This is a genomic window from Algoriphagus alkaliphilus (assembly GCF_900103735.1).
Classification (GTDB): domain Bacteria; phylum Bacteroidota; class Bacteroidia; order Cytophagales; family Cyclobacteriaceae; genus Algoriphagus; species Algoriphagus alkaliphilus.
This window is the reverse complement of the sequence record NZ_FMXE01000010.1, coordinates 136,795-155,428: the sequence shown is the minus strand read 5'-3', so window position 1 is coordinate 155,428 and position 18,634 is coordinate 136,795. Positions and strand designations below refer to the sequence as shown.

Genomic DNA, 18,634 nt, shown 5'->3' with positions numbered 1-18,634 from the left:
TCTTTACTTTACCACTGGAAGTTGTAATTCGGGGAAGCTTACATCTGAGGAAGGTCTTATACTGCATCGTGTCTAAGTGACGCCATTCCCGTGAGGGTGCATGATCATAAACCCGGCAAAGCTCCCCTGTTTCAGCATCTTCCAACTCGTCCAAAACACACTCAATTTGGATATATATCTCTTCTTGTTTAAAATCAGTTTCTACCGATTCTACAAACCATCCATCTTCTAATTGAAGCAACTTGGTGAAAAGTCCCTCTGTAAACATGTTTTTGACCAAAGGTAGGAATTCCATTAAATTCGTGGTAGAACCTTAATATTGAATGATTAAACCGATTTTTAACTTTCAACTAATCGAAGGTAAACACAGGAATTTGTGGAATTTATTCTCAATTCATATGCTTTGACCCTCATTTTTTCGAGCCTACTGGTCGGAGGGCTTTCTATTTACATCGGACTCAAATTAGAAGATTCTGTCAGATGGATTGCATTTACCATGCTTGCTTCATCAATTTGGGGCTTTTTTTACGGTGTCGAACTCACCGCTCAAACTCTGGAGGATATGCTTTTTTGGGTTAAACTCCAATACATAGGACTGGTATTGGCACCTTCGTGTTGGTTAGTTTTTGCCCTGAAATATACTGCGTACGACACCTCCAAAAAACCATGGCTTTATCCTTTAATTTTCATTCTACCTTTCCTCACTTACCTGATTGTACTAACAAACAGCTGGCACAATCTCCATTATAAAGACAGTTGGCTGATCGCAGACGGCCCTTTTCCAATCCTAGGTATCGAAAAAGGAATCTGGTATCCTGTACTGGTTATCTATTCCTATTTCTTTTATTTTCTGGGCACCTTAGTCCTTTGGAATCGTTTCCAATATGCAAATATTCACTTTAAGCTTCAAACGAGACTTTTGATAATAGGGGGATTTTTTCCATTGGTTATCAATGTCTTATATCAGCTCTCTTGGTTGAAGCCTTTTCAGGGCTTGGACATGACTCCGTTCTCTTTTCTTTTCTCCTATTTTTTGATATCAATCGCCATTTTGAAGTTCAATCTTCTCAATTTAAAGCCTGTCGCAAGAGATAAAATTCTAGAAGCGATGACCCGTGGAGTTTTGATTTTTGACAATCAAAACAAGATTGTTGATTTCAACGCTGCCTCAAAAAACTTCTGTACCCAATCAGATAAAATTCGAATTGGGCAGTCCTCCGAACTTATTTTTTCCCAAAGGCCGGAGATCGAAAAATTAATAAAGGAGAAAAAAAATCACACGATCGAAAGTCGAATCACCCTAGATGGTAAGGAAAGAATTCTTCGCGTGGAAGCTGTTCAAATAAATGACAGTAAGACATTAGCACTTGGCGTTTTGCTCCTGATGGATGACATCACCGAGCAAATAAAAACAAATGAGCAACTGAAAAATCAGACCGTAGAACTTCAACAATTGAATGATCTCAAGGATAAGTTTTTCAGTATTATTTCTCATGACCTCAAAGGCCCTGTTTTTGGAGTTAAAGAACTCATACACTTAACTCAAAGCGGTGTTATTTCCAAAGAAGAGTTTCTGGACATGCTTCCCGAGGTATCCAAAAACATGGAACATGTTGCTCTTCTCCTGGAAAACCTTTTGGCCTGGACTAGCTCACAGCTTCGGGGTGAATACTTACAGCCTCAAGTGGTGGATTTGGCAAAGTTGCTCAACAGCCAAAAAAACCTTTTAGATCGAATAGCTAGAGAAAAATCCATCACAATCGAACTTCATGGTTTTGAAAACGCATGGGCTTTTGCAGATAAAAATATGCTGGAATTGATTGTCCGGAATTTGATTTCAAATGCACTGAAATTTTCCAATCCGGATTCCAAGGTTTTGGTTACCAATGAAATTCAAGGTGACAATCTGAAACTTTGTGTACGGGATTTTGGGACTGGAATCTCCGAGGAGAACCTCTATAAGTTGACTAATGGTATTTCTTTTACTACAAGAGGGCAGGCAAATGAAACTGGTACAGGTCTGGGATTAGTATTAGTTCGGGAATATATCCTTAAAAATGGTGGGACGATGACTGTTGATTCCACATTAGGTGAAGGCAGTAAATTCTGTGTAACTATACCTAAGGCAGCGGAATCTGTTACCACATTGATTACTTGAGTCCTAAAAGAAATTTCAGGGTGTCCACCTTATCCGCATAATCCCATGGCTCGGGATACTGTGCTTCTCCAAATCTAATAGCTCCCGGAATTTCATCTGGATCTCCTACGACACATTGGATTTTTGATTCCAATGAATCTAATTTTTGAAAAAGGTCTTCCTTTGAATCATACACTTCATAAAAAAGGACTCCAATTGGTGAAACGAGTTCAGTGCTCTCCCTGAGAATCAAAAAACCATTGTCTAAGTGGGGCTCACTATTGACCAAATAGATGGATTTGATGTACTCGTAATTGTTGAGGTATTTATGATTGAAAGCAACCCAGTTAAACTTCTCCATCACATCCAAAAAATGCTGGAGATGGGCTACGTTTTTGACGAAAATCTTGGATACATTCCTGCAGCCCAATCCGAAGTAAAGAAATATATCCTGCCCCAATCTATCCAAAGTTTCCTCACTTTCATTTCCCGTCAAAATTGCCACCGAAGTCCTATTTGCCCGTATGATACTTGGGTATTTGCCAAAATAATAATTAAAGTATCGGGCCGAATTATCACTGCCTGTCGCAATATAAGCGTCCATTCCTTTCAGCATCTCTTCCACCTGAATGTAATTTTCAAAACCAGATTCAATCTGCAATAATCTGTTAATCAGCCACTTTGAAAAAAATGAATCAGCGGAACTAAGTTTAGGAACTGCAATATGGCCGGAAATCAAGACACACATCAGGTCATGAAATCCAACCCCCGGGATATTTCCCGCCATCAAGATTCCGACTTTTCGAGAAACAGGGTTTTCAGCAAGAGAGTAAGTAGAAAGCCATTTTTCAAGTTTTTCTTTTTCTAAGAGTTTGGAAAGACCATTCAAAGCAGACTCCATTGTGACCTCTGTAAACCAGCTATTCTGATTATTAGCTCTTCGGAAAAGATCATCCTTTTCCTCCACGTTTAACTTGCTGAGCAAATTACCCAATCTGCAAAAAGCCTCAATCCTTTTTTTTGACGATAATCTTACTTCCATAGCACAAAGGTACCAAAACCGTCTAAGCTTGGAATAAAATTAAATTAATTAGTATGACAACTTTTTATTGCCTTGGAGCTGTTGAGATTGTACTTTTGGGATTCAAATTGATTGAACCATGGCAATAATGATTACAGACGAATGCATCAATTGTGGTGCATGCGAACCTGAATGTCCAAATACAGCAATTTATGAAGGCGGAGTAGAATGGACATGGGGAGGAGGAACAACCTTAAAACAAGTGACCCTGGAGGATGGCTCAGTAGTGGACGCTACTAAAAAACAGGAGCCTGTTTCAGACGAGTTTTATTACATCGTGACAGCAAAATGCACCGAATGCAACGGTTTTCATGAAGAGCCTCAGTGCGCTGCCGTATGTCCCGTTGATTGCTGCGTCGATGATCCTGACAATCGAGAAACTGAGGAAGAGTTGCTTGCCAAAAAAGCATTTATGCACGGCGAATAAGAGTGGTTTCAATTCCACTCTTTTGTTGTTGAATTTTCGCCACTCATTCTTGTTTTTTTACCTTTGACATCGTCTTTTAACTACAGTTTCAAAAAAAAGTAAAATTCCTTTTTGAATTCTACGGGGCTTTTGTTTTACTTTAACCCATCATTTAGTACAACCCGACACTAAAATCAGAAAGCACTGTGGAAGATCATAGAGGATACGACAGAGAAGAAATTTTCTCCAAAAAAGTTAAAGCAGGAAAAAGAACTTATTTTTTTGATATTAAATCCACCCGGGCAAATGACTTTTACATCACCATCACGGAGAGTAAAAGGAAAATGAACGGAGACGGATTTACATATGAAAAACACAAAATCTTCCTCTATAAAGAAGATTTCTTCAAGTTTGCGAATGCACTTAATGAGACCGTAGATCACCTCAAGGAGGAATTGATGCCGGAGATCGATTTCACGCAGTTTGAAAAAGAAGATTCTGAAAATGAAATCAACGATGAATTAAAGTGGGAATAATCCAACATAAACTTAGTGATTGCTAATCCACAGTTCATTACGGTATATTTGAGGAGGCAAACGCCTCCTTTTATTTTGTAGCTATGCAGCGGTTTTTCTTATACCTTATTCTGTTTATCGCAGCCTTTTTATTATTTGGTTGGTATTTCTCCAATGTCACCCTTTATCTTATTCTTTCATTGATCATTGCCGCTTTGCTCCGGCCTCTCACAAACAGACTGAATGACTTCCATCTTGTCAAACAGCATATTCCTAGGTGGATGGCTATATTGATTTCTTTTGCCTCCATAATTTTATTGTTTTTTCTTTTGAGTTTGTTGTTTCTTCCCCTGATTAATGATCAGATACTCATCCTTTCTGAAATGGATCTTGAAGGTATTTATACCCAAATTCAAGAGCCAATTGGAAGAATTGAACGTTTCCTTTTAAGGTATCAGTTGTTGGAAAATAAACCCGGTTCCCTTTTCGAAGAGCTAAAGACCTCCATAATTGATTTTATCAGAACTTTTGACTTTGGGAGTTTCATCAGTGGCTTAATTAATTTGACCAGTAACTTTTTGATCGGCATCATAGCTGTGGCATTTATTACATTTTTTCTGCTGTTAGAAAATGGCCTGTTACGAAGAAATCTTTTGAATCTTATCCCCAATGCCTATTTCGAATTATCTGTTGCCACATTTACCAAGGTTGAAAAATTGCTTTCAAACTATCTTTTCGGCCTGTTGATCCAAATGCTTTTCATTTTTTCCATTGCCAGTTTGGGACTCAGTTTTGTAGGTGTCGATTACGCACTCACTATCGCCCTGTTTGCTGCAGTTGCAAATCTAATCCCGTATGCAGGGCCAATTTTGGGATCAGCTTTCGGGATCATTGTGGGAATTTCAACAGGTACTTTTTTGAGCGATGCGGAGTACACCTACTTTTTGCTTAAGATAATATCAGTTTTTTCAGTAGTCCAACTCTTTGATAATCTGGCACTGCAACCGATGATTTTCTCGAAAAGAGTAAAGGCCCACCCGCTTGAGATATTTGTTGTTATCTTTGCCGGGGCAAAAATTGCAGGTATCACGGGGATGATCTTTGCAATACCGGTTTATACCATATTCAGAGTATCCGTAATGGAGTTCTTCAGAGGGTACAAATCCTATCGAATATTTAAAATTAAAGCAACGAATTAATGGCATTACAATGTGGCATTGTCGGACTTCCAAATGTGGGAAAGTCTACCTTGTTTAATGCGCTGTCAAGCGCCAAAGCAGAAGCAGCGAACTTCCCTTTCTGCACGATCGAACCAAACGTAGGTGTAGTATCGGTTCCAGACAAAAGACTTCAAATCCTTGAAGGACTGGTCAATCCGCAACGGGTTGTCCCGACAATCATCGAGTTCGTCGATATTGCAGGCTTAGTCAAAGGCGCTTCAAAAGGGGAAGGTCTCGGGAACAAATTCCTTGCAAACATCCGCGAAGTGGATGCTATCATTCATGTAATCCGATGCTTCGAAGATGACAATATTGTCCATGTGGCCGGGGGAGTTGACCCTATATTTGACAAAGAGGTAATAGATACTGAACTCCAACTGAAGGATTTGGAATCTGTGGAAAAGAAAATCCAACGAATCGAAAAAGTAGCTAAATCCGGAGAACCGAAGGCAAAGGCGGAGCTCGAGATTCTCAACAGATTCAAACAAGGCCTGACATCAGGCATGAATGCACGGGCGATTGAAGCGGATAAGGAAGAGCTTGAGGCTGTTAGAGACCTTCATTTATTGACGATCAAACCTGTCCTGTATGTAGCTAACGTGGATGAGAGCAGTATTCTTACAGGTAATAAATTTGTGGATATCCTGAAGGATAATGTAAAAGAAGAAAATGCTGATGTCATTATTCTTTGCGCCGCAATTGAAAGCCAAATTGCCGAATTCGAAGATGCGGATGAGAAAGCGATGTTTCTTTCAGAATATGGATTAGAGGAGAGCGGTTTGAATCGTTTGATATCAGGTGCCTATTCATTATTGGATCTAATCACCTATTTCACAGCAGGAGTTCAGGAAGTTAGAGCTTGGACTATAAAAAAAGGATGGAAAGCGCCTCAGGCAGCAGGAGTTATTCACACTGATTTCGAACGAGGGTTCATAAAGGCCGAAGTCATCAAACTGGCTGACTACCAACAATTCAAGAATGAAGCAGGCTGTCGGGAAAACGGTAAAATTTCAATCGAAGGAAAAGAATATATTGTAAAAGACGGTGATATTATGCATTTTAGATTCAACGTTTAACTTTTTTTCAAATTTATTCGTACTTTTGAGCATTGCTTATTCACCCAAACAAATAAGTATTTTAATTCATAATTGTCTCATTTTATTTTTAAATCACCGTGAGAGTTAGACTTATATTTTCACTTAAAAACAAAGGCTCCTATCTGCCTTTCCATCACCAGTATATCCTTGCGCAATTCCTTAAAGGAGTAATTGTAAAAGGAGGAAGAGAGGAATTCTTCAACTACAATTTCTTCAACTTTTCAGGCCTTAAAGGTCAGACAAAAGTAAGTAGAAGTGGCTTGCATTATTACTCCAGTCTGGTGACGCTCGTCGTTTCTTCACAAAGTGAAGACTTCATGGATTACTTGCTAGAGCAGGTTTTTGCTACACCAAAAATCGAGATGGGTAATTTAATCCTTTCGCCAGAATACACCGAATTGGAGACTGAGCCCACGCTCGAGACCAACAACAAATTCGTGTGTATCTCCCCGTTGGTATTGATCACTCCCGCCTTCAACGAAGAAGTCGGTAAGCGATTTATCAATCCGGACAGCGACGAATTTTCTGATTTGCTTTACGAATCTACCTTGACCCGGATGGAAAAATCGGGTTGGTATACTCCTGAGCAGATGGAATCATTCTTCAAGTTCCAAGTTGTGCCTGACATGGTTTATGTAAATAAGCTTAAAGAGCAGCAGAAGAAGTTTGCAAGAATCTATGCGGTCTACGACATGGATGTGAAGTATGAAGTAAGAGGCTATACACTTCCTTTTACACTCTATGCTGCACCTGAAGTTCAGGACTTCGTATTTAAGTGTGGATTAGGAGCATTTACACATAAAGGATTTGGAATGCTTGACCTTGCAAACCATCCTTCAGGCGCAAATCGAACCACAACTTACAAATTCAAAAGAGAAGGGTTTGTTCCTTATAAACCTACAGAGCGTGTAAGGCAAAATGTAGCTCCTGCATCTGAAGAAGGTGAAATTGAAGGAGACCTGCCCGAAGAACTGTAAAATTTAAATCCTCTCATTCGAGAGGATTTTTTTTTTAAATTCTCCGGCGATTGGGATGCAAGTATACGTAGCCGACTAGCTGATCGTATCTAGATCCTAAAGCTCTGTAGTAGACTAAAACCTCATACTCATTTTCTGTCTCAAAGAAGCTCCCCTCAATGGGATAAGAATCAAAACCCGCTCCGGTCGAAAAGGCATATTGGTAATCATACCATCCCTGCTTCATAAGGATGGAGGTAGTGTAGAGTCCGGTCTTTGGTTCATAGACCATTTTGGATTCTGGACTTTTACCCCATGCTGTCAATGCACCGAGCATCCTAATATCACGTCCTGCCTCGGCTTGAAGGTAAAAAGTCGTATAGATGTATTCGCTCTCAACTTCAGGATTGCCTCCGGGACGATCATTGGTGTATATCATATACTGCCCATTCATGTCCAAATACTGCGAATAAACTCCTCCCGGCCTTGGTCTGTCGGCCAAGGCATTGGCGAAAATCGCAGTTTCCTCAACTTTAATTTCGGCAATATTTACTCCCGTAGCCCTAATAAATCTTAAATCCACAAATCTAAATTCATTGCCTGCCCTGAAGGTGCTGCCACCGTCAAACGGCTCATAGCGAATACTTTTGGAGATTTGATTTAAAAACGTGGGCTTATTAAGGTATTTCGCATTGTCCCAACGTTGATTTTGACGGATCACTACGCTGACCTGCGTGGTAGGATCAATGAGGTCTACTTTAGAATAATTGACCACCACATTGATTTGCTGTAAGGTTCGCCGATCCTCTGTTTGTGTAGGAGGAACAATCGAGGCTCCTATCGAAAAGAGATCCTCATAAACCATAAACCGTCGCGTGAGTATTACGTCATCTTCATTTCTGTTTCGATAAACTTTCAGGACATAATTCCCGGATTTAGTAACTCTTGGAACTGTAAAGGAATAATGGATGTAAGGAATTCGAGTGTTGACAGAATAGCTATATTCCTGAATGTTATACTCATTGAAAGAAATAGAAAAATCGTTATTCCTAAGTGCGGACTTCTTCCAATCCACATCGCAGTGGATCAATTTGGCGGAGTACTGCTCGGGATCGTAGGCAATGTCATCAAATAATAACACCAACGATTTCGAGTCATTAATAGAAACAACAGGGGCATCCAATTGGCTGTCTTGTTGAGATCCTTGGGGAAATAACCTAACGGAAAGAACGTGCTCCGAATACACTCTGTCTTCAAAAACCTGGGAAAATGCCGAGCTCGTCAACAAGAGAGTAATCGAAGAAGCGCAAATCAGTATTTTTCTTAGCATGAGTTCAAAATAGAAAATTTAGCCCAAACATTTGGGCCATTATCCTGCCAATTCTTGCAAAGTAGAAATCTGATCCACCAATTCTTCCCATTTTGAATTGACTTCCCGGAGACTGTTCTGTATGTTTTGATAGCTATCCTGAAGTTTTTGGGCTTTTATCTCATCCACATAGATATCCGGATCCGCCATTTTTTCCTCCGTTTCGGATTTCAAAAGCTCCAAAGACTCAATCTCCTTTTCTATTTTAGAAAGCTGTTCCTCCAATCTCTTTAAATCCTTTTTTGCTTGAAGTACCTCCGGCGCATTTCTTGGAATAATCGGTTGCGCCTTCTTTTCGGTTTTCTCAACAGGCGATACGGCCTTCACTTCGACCTGTTGACTTTTCCAAAAATCATATTCATCATAGGATCCAGGATATTCCTTGATCTCTTTGTCTTCAATGTACCAAATTTTATTAGCGACGCCTTTGATGAAGTGTCTATCGTGCGAAACGGTGATGAATGTACCCTCATATTGCTGCAAGGCCTGAATGAGGATATTCACTGATTGAAAGTCGAGGTGGTTGGTAGGTTCATCCAAAAGCAGGAAATTCGCCTCAGAAATCAACGTTTTGGCCAATGCCACCCGAGACTTTTCACCACCGGAGAGTACTTTGATTTTTTTGAAAACTTCTTCATTGGAAAAAAGAAAACAGCCAAGGACTCCTCTTAACTCCATTTCGGATTTCTTACTTCCCGCCTGAGCCATCTCCTGCATGATCTCATTGTCCAAGGTCAATGCTTCGAGCTGATGCTGCGCAAAAAATGCTTTGATTACATTGTGGCCTTCACTTCGTTCGCCTTGAAGCTTTTCAGTTCCATCGATGATTCTGAGCAATGTCGACTTCCCTTTTCCATTTGCTCCAATCAGGGCGATCTTATCCCCTCTTTCGATTCGTGCAGTGGTATTTTTCAAAATCACCAAATCACCGTAGGCTTTGGAAACATGATCAAGTACCACGACATCCCGCCCTGATTTTTGGGAAAACTTGAATTTAAAATTCACAAAGGCCTCATCATTCACCACTTCATTCACCCGGTCTAATCGATCCAGGGCCTTGATGCGGGACTGAACTTGATTTGACTTGGTAGCCTTCGCCCGGAATCGCTCGATGAAACGTTCGGTCTGCTTGATCATCTGCTGCTGATTCTCATAGGCATTGTTCTGCAGCTCCATTCGAATCTTTTTTTCCTCCTTGTAAAAGGAGTAATTTCCCGGATAGGAAGTCAAAGTCTGATTGGCAACTTCCACTGTGGTATTGATACAATTGTCCAAAAAGGTTTGATCGTGAGATACCACTACCACAGCACCTTCATAATTTTTTAGGTAGTTTTCCACCCATTGAATAGAAGGTAAATCCAAGTGGTTGGTCGGTTCATCCAACAACAAAAGTGAAGGCTTTTCCAGGAGAAGTTTGGCTAACATCACCCGCATTCTCCAACCTCCCGAAAAAGTCCGAAGTGGCTTTTCCAAGTCTGAAGTCTGAAATCCAATCCCCTCCAAAACTTCTTCTGCCTTGGCTGTGATGGTATAGCCTTCATTGGACTCGAATCTATCCTGAAGAAAAGCCAATCGGTTGATTACTTCTTCCGAATAATCAGTTTCCATTTTTTTTAGCACCTCATCAATCTCATCCTGAAGTTTCAGCGTTTCTTTGAACGCCGCTAAAGCCACATTCAGAATACTTTCATCCGACTGAAAAGAAAGTAGATCCTGGTTCAAAAATCCGATTGTACAATCTTTGGCTTTTTGAACCTCACCAGTGGTGGCTTGGTAGTCTCCATTGATGATTTTGAGTAAGGTAGACTTGCCTGTCCCGTTTTGTCCGACGAGACCAATTTTGTCTTTTGGCTTGATGTGAAGGTTGGCATTTTCGTAGAGCGGACGCCCTCCGATGAAGTATGATAGATTACTGATTGAAAGCATGGCGCAAAAATAACCAATAACCCGTTTATACACCTTTACTGGGAAAACAATCTCAGAATGTTTAGCTTATTTATTAAAACTAAAACTCATGAATTACCTAAAACCTCTAATTTTCAGTTTTTCAATCGGACTCTTTTCCCTGAATGCGAGCTGTCAGGGAAAACTTACCCCTGTCCAAACTTCAAACAGCAGCAATAAAAGGGACATTCGACCTGCCAAAGCGGATGTCAAGCTGGATCAAATCAAACTTCAGCCGGGTTTCAAAATCGAAGTTTGGGCTGCAGATGTCCCCAATGCACGCTCAATGGCTATTTCGGACAACGGTATTGTATTCGTGGGAAACAGGCAGGAAAAGAATGTCTATGCCCTAGTCGATGAAAATGGGGATGGAAAAGCTGACACCAAGTACATTCTGGCCGAAGGCCTAAAAATGCCCAACGGTGTCGCTTACAAAGACGGTGACTTGTACGTGGCTGAGGTAAGTCGAATCTTGAGGTTTAAAGACATCAAAAACACACTTACTAATCCAAAATACGAAGTGGTATATGACCAATACCCGACAAAAACCCATCACGGCTGGAAGTTTATCGCCTTTGGACCGGATGGGATGCTCTATGTACCAGTGGGCGCACCATGCAACATCTGTGAATCCGATGAGGAAATCTTTGCAAGCATTACCCGATTGGATGTCTCCAAACCTGGCTCCAAACCAGAAATAGTTGCCCATGGGGTTAGAAATACAGTAGGATTTGATTGGCATCCCCAAACCAAAGAACTATGGTTTACAGACAATGGTCGTGACATGCTGGGCGATGACTCGCCGGATTGCGAACTAAACCGGGTCACAGCCAAAGGTCAACATTTTGGTTACCCATACTGGCATGCCGGAACAATAAAAGATCCTGACTTAGGATCCAAAGGAAAGGAGGCATCTGCCTATATCGCACCAGCAGCTAAACTTGGAGCACATGTGGCCCCGCTTGGCATGCGATTTTATAAAGGAGGAATGTTCCCAACAAGCTTTAAAAATCAAGCGATTATTGCCAAACACGGAAGTTGGAATCGAAGCAAAAAATCAGGCTATGAAGTGGTGACGGCTAAAATTGATGGGAGCGGAAAAGTAACCGGACAGGAAGTTTTCGCTTCAGGCTGGTTGGACGAGGCTTCTCAGGAAGTTTGGGGAAGACCGGTTGATGTCCAGGAGTTGCCTGATGGGAGTTTGCTGATTTCCGATGATATGGCAAACTGTATTTATCGGGTGAGTTATTCGAAGTAAATGTTTTCCATCTTCGAAATTTCTCTAGAACATAATTAGTGTGGAAGACCGGAGACCGAAGACCGAAGCCAAAGGATGGCTATAAACAACTGGTCTCGAAAAAAATAGCCCGTTCGACCAAATTCATTTTCAAAGTTTAACCAAAAAGGGAGGCAATTACCTACTCTTTTTTTTGAACCATTAAGAGAATTTAGGGAATTAAATTTTTACAGCAAATCAAGTATCTTGAAATGCGGGCTTCTTAATTTTCTTAACTTCCTTAATGGTAAAAAATCAATTAAAATAATAAACACTAATTTTTGAGCTGCACCACTGTCCTTTTAGAGGACAAAAAAATCCCCGAAAAATTCGAGGATTTATATTTAAAACTTGTCTCATTTCAACCAGTCTGGCTTAGTCGTCTCTACTTCCGCCTGAAGCTGATTGAGCAGATTGTACAATCCAAAATAGGTTCTGTTGATGTATAATCCGTGTCGTGATCCTCTGGCCTGACGTGACTTTCGGAACATTTTATCATTTGAAATTCGATCACCCAACTGGAAAATTTGCTCGAAGAAACTGTCATCTGCGAAATCAAACCTGTCCACATGGAATGGCTTACCCAACAGGGAAATCATTTCCCTGAATACGCTTTTAAAGTAAGCCTCCTCAGTAGGAGTATCTTTGTCAGAAATAAACTCCAAGTCAAAAAAGATCTGATCCAACTCTTCCTGATTGATCAGCAGTTCCTTTTTGATCAGTGCAAAATAACCTTCATAGAAGTCTTCAGGAATCACTTTCACACAGCCAAAATCAATAATCCCCAATTGATCATCTTCCTGAATGATGAAGTTGCCCGGATGCGGATCGGCATGTACTTGTTTCAGATTATGAACCTGGTGATGGTAAAAGTCCCAAAGGGCCTGACCGATTTGATTTTTGGATTTCTGAGAAGGATTGGTGTCCATCCACTCTTTGATATGCTTACCTGAAATCCAGTCCATCGTGATGATTCGGTCAGAACTCAGTGCATCGTAATAAAGCGGAAATTTAAGATTCGGAATATGTCCACATGCCTCCGAGATCTCTCTGGATCGCTCTACTTCCAATACATAATCCGTCTCCTCTACCAATCGCTCCTCCACTTCCCCCATGTAATGATCGAGTTCTTTCTCATTCATGTTGAGCAGGCGAAGTGCGAAAGGTCTGACCAATTTCAAGTCCGAACTGACCGAATCGGCCACACCGGGGTATTGGATTTTCACGGCCAGTTTTTTGCCGTTTTGAGTAGCCTGATGTACCTGACCAATCGATGCGGCATTGACAGCCGACCGGGTGAAGGTGTCAAACATCTGCTCCGGACTTTTTCCAAAATATTTCTGAAAAGTTTTCACTACCAAAGGATAAGACAACGGTGGAGCAGAATATTGCGCCATAGTGAATTTATCCTGGTAAGCTCTTGGGAGCAGGTTTTTGTCCATGGACATCATCTGTGCCACCTTAAGTGCAGACCCCTTCAGCTCACTCAATGATTTGTAAATATCTGTCGCGTTGTTTTGATGAAGTTCCTCCTTATCCATCGATGGATTGACCATCTTTTTGGCGTAGTGCTTCACATAATTCCCCCCCACTTTCGCGCCGGTGGAAATAAATTTAGCCGCACGCTGCACTTTGGAAACCGGGATAGCTTCCTGTTCTTTCACATTGATGGCCATGATTATTTGTTTTGATAAAGAAACTTCGCAAAGTCTAAAAAGCTGTCTAAGGCACTTTTACCCATGAGATCGAATGTCAGATTCACGGACTTTTCTATGGCAGCATCTGTTTTTTCAAACCTCGGTGAGCGGTCATCCAGCCAGAAGCGGAAGATAAAAGCCACTTGAAGCCAAAGGGCCTCATCATATTTGTCTGAAATAATGGGCCTATTGGCTATTTCTTGGGTTTCTTTTCCTTCCAGGATAATTTCTCCGGCGAAATCCTTGAACTTCTCTTTAAACTCTTTGGCATCCAAAGGCAAAGATTTCATCGATTGGGCTTTATCTTGATAAAGACTCAGAAGGTAAGACCTGTTCTTTTTCAATTCTTCGATCCAAGTGAACAAGAAGCTGAGAAATTTTTCTCGAACGCTGTATTCCTTGAACACTTCCTGTGATTCAATTTGCTCCAGGGTACTTTCAAAAATCGATACCCAGATGGCAGATTTGATGGATTCAAATGAAGTGAAGTAGGTATAAAACTCCTCTTCTTTCATTTTTAAATCTTTTGCAAACTTAAAAACCGACTTGGGCATGCTGCCATGTTCCAAAACATGATTGACAAATCCTTCCAGAATCAGTTTTCGAAAATCCTTCTTTGCAGCTTTTTTTGTTGTTGTAGTTTCCATGTTGTGAAATCAATTCGATGTAGTAACACTATAACAGAGGAAGGGGTTTGGAAAAGACATAAAAAAAACCGAAGTATTCAACTTCGGTTCCCTAATCCGCATAAGATCTAGGCTTTCACTTTTTCGATTACGAGGTTGTGATTCGTGTAAATACACACATCCGCGGCGATATGTAAGCTTTCTCTGACCATGTCTTCGGCAGTCATGTGTGGAGCGAATTGCTTCATGGCTCTGGCTGCTGATTGGGCAAACATACTTCCCGAACCAATTGTCGCGATTTCCATATCCGGTTCGATCACGTCCCCTGTTCCTGAAATGATCAGAATATCATCCTTATCTGCCACGATCATCATCGCTTCCAGCCGACTAAGCATGCGATCCATTCTCCATTCTTTGGCCAATTCCACGGCTGCACGCTTCATGTTATTACCGAAGGCTCCGAGCTTCTCTTCAAACTTTTCCAAGAGCGTAAATGCATCGGCGGTAGATCCGGCAAAACCGGTCACAATTTTACCACCTTGAAGTACACGAAGCTTTTTGACGGTACTTTTGGCAACTGTATTTCCCAAAGTCGCTTGTCCATCTGCTCCGATGACTACCTCTCCATTGTGTCGGATTGCAACTACGGTTGTTGATTTGATTTTTTCCATGGGTACTAGTTATTGGTTTTTAGTTATAATGTTATTGGGTTAAGCAATCTGGATATACAAAAATTGGTAGTTTGCACTTTTAACTAATTTCCAATAACTCAATAACCTCCTAACCAATAACCATACAAAAGCAAAAAGTCCTGCGGAAACAGGACTTTTTGGCAGTTTATTTTAGATAAGGATCCGAACGGGATCTTCAAGAAGACTTTTTAGAGTCTGAAGAAATGCAGATCCAACTGCTCCATCTACTACACGGTGGTCGCATGAGAGCGTCACTTTCATTACGTTTCCTATTTTCATTTGGCCGTCTTTCACAATTACAGTTTCCTTGATACCTCCTACTGCCAAAATACACGCATCAGGTGGGTTGATAATTGCCGTGAATTCATCGATGCCAAACATCCCTAAGTTGGAGATTGTAAAAGTGTTTCCTTCCCAATCCTTCGGCTGTAATTCTTTGGTTTTGGCCTTTCCTCCCAATGTTTTTGCCTGATTGGAAATCTGAGAAAGTGATAACTGGTCAGCAAATCGAATCACAGGAACTAGCAAACCTTCTTCTACAGCCACAGCCATTCCGATATGAATGTGGTCATTGTAGCGAATTTTATCTCCCAGCCAACTAGAATTGACTTTTGGATGCTGACGCAAGGCTGAAGCTGAAGCCTTGATCACCATATCATTGAAGGAGATTTTTACAGGAGAAACCTCATTCATGCTTTTTCGGGCATCCATCGCCTTGTCCATGTTGATTTCCATGGTCAAATAGAAGTGTGGTGCTCCAAACTTACTCTCTGCCAATCGCTTGGCGATCACTTTTCGCATCTGAGAAACTTTCTCCTCTCGGAAACTCTCTTGTCCAAGTGAAGAAGTGGTAGCACCCACCGCAGAGGCTACTGCCGCAGAAGGTGCTACAGCAGGCACAAAGTTTTCTACGTCTCTTTTTACAACTCTTCCTCCTTCACCTGAACCTGAAACAGCTCTGATATCAACTCCTTTTTCTTCAGCGATTTTTTTGGCAAGTGGTGAAGCTTTTACACGTTCCCCGTTAGCAATTCCACCATCAATTGTAGGCACCGCGGCAGTGACTGGAACGGAAGTGGCTGCGGGTTTTTCAGATTTGTTTTCTGCTGGAGCCTCAGATGTAGCTTCCGCAGGTGCTGAGTCCTTATTCCCTCCTTGCTGTGCTTTGAGCAATGTTTGGTAATCCGCACCCTTTTCGCCGATCACAGCAATCACCCCATCTACGGCAACGCTGTTGCCTGCCTCTACCCCGATGTACAACAGCACCCCGTCTTCATAGGACTCAAGCTCCATGGTCGCTTTATCAGTTTCCACTTCGGCGATAATTTCACCTGATTTTACTGTGTCACCTACTTTTTTCAACCAAGTGGCAATTGTTCCTTCCGCCATTGTATCACTCATTTTTGGCATCGTGATGACAGTAGCATTTATTGTGGAGGTGTCAATTTTTTCAGTAGCAGCTTCCGCTTTGGCAGGTTCTTCTACCTTGGCTTCCGGTTTTGCTTCTTTTTCTTTTGATTCTTCTTTTTTGGATTCAGCAGGAGGAGTTGCACCTGTCAGCAAGTGCTCGAAGGCTTCTCCTTTTTCCCCAATGATCGCAATGACACCATTTACAGGCACTGAGTCCTTTTCCTGAACTCCAATATATAAAAGGACACCTTCGTCGTAGGATTCCAACTCCATGGTTGCTTTATCGGTTTCCACTTCAGCCAGAATATCCCCCGGTTTGACGCTATCTCCCACTTTTTTAAGCCAAGAAGCGATCACCCCCTCTTCCATTGTGTCACTCATTTTTGGCATTCTGATTATTTCGGCCATAGGTAATTTCGATCTTGTTCGTTTTTAAAGTGTCCAAAAATAGTTTTTAAAAACGCTTTATTCAAATTTATATCCTGTATTTTCCGTGTTGTTTTAGGCCCTTTCAACTCATGCCCCTTACATCTGAAAGCTTTTATCAAAGACCTAAATGGCTCTTTAGCGGACATTTAGAGACAATTTATCCCGCATTATTTAGGAAAGTAGAAATACAAAAACCTGAGAGAGAACGAATAACAACAGCTGATGGAGACTTTCTGGATCTGGATTGGTACAGAGGGGGAAATGATGCTTTGGTGATTCTCAGCCATGGATTAGAAGGAAATAGCACAAGGCCATATATGCTGGGAATGGCAAAAGAATTTATTCTGAAAGGGCTTGATGTCCTGAGTTGGAACTTCCGGGGTTGTGGAGAAGAGCTGAACAAAAAAATCATTTTCTATCACAGCGGCGCTACTTATGATTTGGATACTGTCGTCATCCATGCTCAAAAAAACTATCGTAATGTGTACCTGGTGGGGTTTAGTCTTGGCGGAAACCTAACCCTCAAATACTTGGGAGAAAAAAAATCATCCTACCCGAAAATCAAAAAAGGAGTGGCGATTTCCGTTCCCCTTGACCTTGCCGGATCCTGCAATAAAATCTCCTCAGGGGAAAATGTTATTTACTCCAAGCGTTTTTTAAATACGCTAAAGGAAAAGGTTATCCGCAAATCATTGGCTTTTCCGGGCGAATTTCCGTTAAGACTACTTCGGAAAATTAAAACATTACGGGATTTTGATGAATATTTTACCGGTCCATTACATGGGTTTTCAGATGCCGCAGAATACTATAGCATCAACTCCTCCCTTCAGTTTTTAGATCAGATAGAAGTGCCTGCACTGATTCTAAATGCCCAAAACGATCCTTTTTTAAGTGACACTTGCTTTCCAATAAAGCTTGCGAAACGATTGGAACTAGTTCATTTTGAATTCCCAAAACACGGGGGTCATGTTGGATTTTCAGGGCCAACAGGTGAAAAAAGCTTTTACTCTGAGCTTCGGGCAGTTGAATTTATAACCCGCGATCTCTAACTTCCGCCATATTATAATAACACCCTGATCATGTGCGGAAGATACTCCCTTAGCAAAAGTAAAATTGAATTGGAAGAACGGTTTCAAGCGGATATGGTGGTGGACTTCACTCCCAGATACAACATTGCCCCTACCCAACTTGTACCTGTAATCACTTCTGACAGCCCTAGGGGATTTTCTTTTTTCTATTGGGGAATTACCCCTGATTTCGGACAGAATAAGCCCGTCTCCCAAAAACTGATAAATGCCAGGGCGGAATCAGTAAATGAGAAAATTTCTTTCAGAAATTCCTTTCAGAAAAGAAGATGTCTTGTCCCTGCCGACGGTTTTTTTGAATGGAAAAGACTTGGCAAGAAGACCAAAATTCCCTATCGCTTTACACTCAGGGATGAAGACATGTTTGCCTTTGCCGGAATCTGGGAAGAATACGAAACTGTCTCAGGAGAATCCCAACATACCTTTTTGATACTTACCACCACTCCTAACGAAGTGGTCTCTGAAGTTCACGATCGGATGCCGGTGATCATCAGCCGAGATCAGGAAAAAAAATGGCTTGATAAATATACTTCTGAAGCGGATCTGCTTAAAATGCTCAATACCTATCCCGGGGAACTGATGATGAGCTATACCGTATCACCTTTGGTCAATTCAGTGCATAATGATGTCCCTGGAATAATCCGAAAAACATCTCCCATGGATCAGTTTGGAAACTATACCTTGTTTGGATAAA

16 protein-coding genes and 1 pseudogene are annotated in these 18,634 nt (G+C 41.2%); 9 read left to right on the top strand and 8 right to left on the bottom strand.

Translation table 11 applies throughout. The features are described from left to right. Window positions 1-295: pseudogene (locus tag BLQ81_RS09010) on the bottom strand (transposase family protein); the annotation flags it as partial. Window positions 296-403: 108 nt separating this feature from the next. Between BLQ81_RS09010 and BLQ81_RS09005 the strand changes: the two are divergent. Further along, window positions 404-2,158: a sensor histidine kinase gene (locus BLQ81_RS09005; protein ID WP_175454198.1), complete on the top strand. Its 1,755-nt coding sequence runs from the start codon at window positions 404-406 to the stop codon at window positions 2,156-2,158. On the opposite strand, the gene BLQ81_RS09000 is transcribed toward BLQ81_RS09005, so the two are convergent. Then, the gene (locus BLQ81_RS09000) at window positions 2,151-3,122 is read right to left on the bottom strand and encodes an acyl-CoA reductase (protein ID WP_245693219.1); all 972 of its coding nucleotides are present in this window, start codon (window positions 3,120-3,122) and stop codon (window positions 2,151-2,153) included. The two genes, BLQ81_RS09005 and BLQ81_RS09000, sit on opposite strands and share 8 nt — an antisense overlap. 175 nt (window positions 3,123-3,297) lie before the next feature. Between BLQ81_RS09000 and BLQ81_RS08995 the strand changes: the two genes are divergently transcribed. The 5 genes from BLQ81_RS08995 to cas6 all read left to right on the top strand — a co-directional run bounded on the left by BLQ81_RS08995 (window position 3,298) and on the right by cas6 (window position 7,433). Then, window positions 3,298-3,645, top strand: coding sequence for a 4Fe-4S binding protein (locus BLQ81_RS08995; protein WP_092729620.1), 348 nt, complete (start codon window positions 3,298-3,300; stop codon window positions 3,643-3,645). A 185-nt stretch (window positions 3,646-3,830) separates the two neighbouring features. Then, window positions 3,831-4,160, top strand: coding sequence for a DUF3276 family protein (locus tag BLQ81_RS08990; RefSeq protein WP_092729619.1), 330 nt, complete (start codon window positions 3,831-3,833; stop codon window positions 4,158-4,160). Between the two features lie 83 nt (window positions 4,161-4,243). Then, window positions 4,244-5,338 (top strand): AI-2E family transporter, encoded by a 1,095-nt coding sequence (locus BLQ81_RS08985; protein WP_092729618.1) that lies wholly within the window; start codon window positions 4,244-4,246, stop codon window positions 5,336-5,338. Beyond that, a complete protein-coding gene (ychF, locus tag BLQ81_RS08980) occupies window positions 5,338-6,435 on the top strand; it encodes a redox-regulated ATPase YchF (RefSeq protein ID WP_092729617.1) in 1,098 nt (365 codons plus the stop codon). The genes BLQ81_RS08985 and ychF overlap by 1 nt, the downstream gene beginning before the upstream one ends. A gap of 98 nt (window positions 6,436-6,533) precedes the next feature. After that, entirely contained in the window at window positions 6,534-7,433 is a 900-nt protein-coding gene (gene cas6, locus BLQ81_RS08975) for a CRISPR-associated endoribonuclease Cas6 (RefSeq protein ID WP_092729616.1), read from the top strand. Between the two features lie 34 nt (window positions 7,434-7,467). Here the strand turns inward: cas6 and BLQ81_RS08970 are convergent, their stop codons facing one another. Next, a complete protein-coding gene (locus tag BLQ81_RS08970) occupies window positions 7,468-8,742 on the bottom strand; it encodes a type IX secretion system plug protein (protein ID WP_092729615.1) in 1,275 nt (424 codons plus the stop codon). A 39-nt stretch (window positions 8,743-8,781) separates the two neighbouring features. Beyond that, window positions 8,782-10,707 (bottom strand): ABC-F family ATP-binding cassette domain-containing protein, encoded by a 1,926-nt coding sequence (locus BLQ81_RS08965; protein ID WP_092729614.1) that lies wholly within the window; start codon window positions 10,705-10,707, stop codon window positions 8,782-8,784. Between the two features lie 88 nt (window positions 10,708-10,795). Here BLQ81_RS08965 and BLQ81_RS08960 point away from each other — a divergent pair, with 88 nt between their 5' ends. Then, window positions 10,796-11,983, top strand: coding sequence for a PQQ-dependent sugar dehydrogenase (locus BLQ81_RS08960; RefSeq protein WP_092729613.1), 1,188 nt, complete (start codon window positions 10,796-10,798; stop codon window positions 11,981-11,983). 374 nt (window positions 11,984-12,357) lie between these two features. On the opposite strand, the gene BLQ81_RS08955 is transcribed toward BLQ81_RS08960, so the two are convergent. The 4 genes from BLQ81_RS08955 to BLQ81_RS08940 form a co-directional block, all read right to left on the bottom strand. Then, complete coding sequence (locus BLQ81_RS08955; RefSeq protein ID WP_092729612.1) at window positions 12,358-13,677, bottom strand: ABC1 kinase family protein; 1,320 nt, start codon at window positions 13,675-13,677, stop codon at window positions 12,358-12,360. Between the two features lie 2 nt (window positions 13,678-13,679). Continuing rightward, window positions 13,680-14,345, bottom strand: coding sequence for a TetR family transcriptional regulator C-terminal domain-containing protein (locus BLQ81_RS08950; protein WP_092729611.1), 666 nt, complete (start codon window positions 14,343-14,345; stop codon window positions 13,680-13,682). A 107-nt stretch (window positions 14,346-14,452) separates the two neighbouring features. Further along, on the bottom strand, window positions 14,453-14,995 hold the full coding sequence (hslV, locus tag BLQ81_RS08945) for an ATP-dependent protease subunit HslV (RefSeq protein WP_092729610.1): 543 nt from the start codon (window positions 14,993-14,995) through the stop codon (window positions 14,453-14,455). Between the two features lie 171 nt (window positions 14,996-15,166). After that, window positions 15,167-16,834 carry a pyruvate dehydrogenase complex dihydrolipoamide acetyltransferase gene (locus tag BLQ81_RS08940; RefSeq protein WP_092729609.1) on the bottom strand — a complete coding sequence of 556 codons (1,668 nt, stop codon included), beginning with the start codon at window positions 16,832-16,834 and terminating at the stop codon, window positions 15,167-15,169. Window positions 16,835-16,944: 110 nt separating this feature from the next. Here BLQ81_RS08940 and BLQ81_RS08935 point away from each other — a divergent pair, with 110 nt between their 5' ends. Both BLQ81_RS08935 and BLQ81_RS08930 read left to right on the top strand, forming a co-directional pair. Next, window positions 16,945-17,904 (top strand): YheT family hydrolase, encoded by a 960-nt coding sequence (locus tag BLQ81_RS08935; protein WP_092729608.1) that lies wholly within the window; start codon window positions 16,945-16,947, stop codon window positions 17,902-17,904. Window positions 17,905-17,934: 30 nt separating this feature from the next. After that, on the top strand, window positions 17,935-18,633 hold the full coding sequence (locus BLQ81_RS08930; RefSeq protein WP_092729607.1) for an SOS response-associated peptidase: 699 nt from the start codon (window positions 17,935-17,937) through the stop codon (window positions 18,631-18,633). Window position 18,634: the final 1 nt, after the last annotated feature.